The sequence below is a fragment of the Cupriavidus sp. R6-3 genome, from assembly GCF_059772245.1.
In genome coordinates, this window is sequence record NZ_JCBAJO010000443.1 from 1 (window position 1) to 1,393 (window position 1,393).

The 1,393-nt window shown below is 68.5% G+C and carries 1 protein-coding gene and 1 pseudogene; one reads left to right on the top strand and one right to left on the bottom strand.

All coding sequences use genetic code 11. The annotated features are described in order from the left end of the window. Positions 1-362 (bottom strand): annotated as a pseudogene (locus tag AC6EI8_RS26510) (hypothetical protein); the annotation flags it as partial. Positions 363-611: 249 nt separating this feature from the next. On the opposite strand from AC6EI8_RS26510, the gene AC6EI8_RS26515 reads away from it, so the two are divergent. Continuing rightward, entirely contained in the window at positions 612-1,214 is a 603-nt protein-coding gene (locus tag AC6EI8_RS26515) for a TetR/AcrR family transcriptional regulator (RefSeq protein ID WP_006577456.1), read from the top strand. Positions 1,215-1,393: the final 179 nt, after the last annotated feature.

Consider the following 1,393-nt stretch of genomic DNA (forward strand, 5'->3'; position numbering starts at 1 on the left):
TCGCGCCAGCCGGGCAGGTCCGCGTGGGCGGGGTATTCGGTGAAGCTGAACGAGGCCGGGGACGGGTCGGCATGGTCCGGCGGGGCATAGGGCGGCGCGGCATGGGCCGGCGAGGCATAGGACGGCTCGGCAGCGGACGGCGCGGCACGGGACGGCTCGGCAGGGCACGGCTCGGCAGGGCACGGCTCGGCAGGGCACGGCTCGGCAGGGTACGGCGCGGCAGGGTACGGCGCGGCAGGGTACGGCGCGGCAGGGTACGGTGCGGCAGGGGACGGTGCGGCAGGGCACGGCGCGGTAGCGGGAGGCGCGGCCGTGGAAGGCGCGGCTGGACCGGGCAGGGCGGAGGGATCGGCGGCGTCCAAACGGTGTCTCCGTGGCGGCGTGGCGCGTCCCGAGGAGCGGCGAAGCCGCGTGCCGCCGCCGTGCCGGCCGGGGCCTCTTGGGACAGCCATCTATTGACATTCCGATTCGCTGCTTTATACCATGAAACATGAATCACTTATCAGGTTTCATGGCTTGATGCGCGATTCCGGAACATGCTCCGGCGATGCTGCACGGCGCCATGCGTTTCCGTTGCTCCCAACCGTATTCCCGCTTGAACGAAGGCGCCGATGCCACCGACCGAAGCCTGTGTGATCCCGAAAACCGCGCGCGGCCAGAAGACGCGCGAGGCGCTGCTGCGGGCCGCCGAGAAGGTGTTCGGCGAGAAGGGCTACTACGCCGCGTCGATCTCCGAGATCACGCAGGAGGCGCAGGTGGCGATGGGCACCTTCTACCTGTACTTCAAGGACAAGGAAGACGTGTTCCGCGCGCTGGTCCAGCACATGCTGGAACTGGTGCGCGCGCATCTGCGCAAGCATGTGGCGCCGGCCACCACGCAGATCGAGGCCGAGCGCCTGGGCCTGAAGGCCTTCCTGTCCTTCGTCTCGCGCCACAAGAACCTGTACCGGATCGTGCTCGACTCGTATTCGGTCGACGAGACCATCTACAGCCAGTACTTCCAGGTCTTCGCCGAGCTCTACAGCCGCCGGCTGACCCGCGCGCAGGAGCTGGGCGAGATCGTGCCGGGCGACGCCGAGGTACGGGCCTGGTGCCTGATCGGCATCAGCAACTTCCTCGGCATGCGCTATGCGCGCTGGAAGCGGCCGGCGTCGATGGAGAAGGTGGTCGACACCGCCTTCGACCTGATCACGCACGGGCTGGCGCCACGATGAGCGCGCGTTGAGGGCGCGATGAGCCGGCTATAAGCAAGGACACCAGCGGTACCAGCCAGGCCACGACAAAACAAGAAGGACCGAGGAGACAACGATGGGACCCCACCGCACCACCTGCCGCACCACCTGCCGCACTACCTGCCGCACTACCTGCCGCACCAGCGGCGGCACCAGCCACC

What these genes read in the sequence shown, in the direction of transcription:
- AC6EI8_RS26515 (WP_006577456.1), top strand. Translation starts at nt 612, where the DNA reads ATGCCACCGACCGAAGCCTGTGTGATCCCGAAAACCGCGCGCGGCCAG.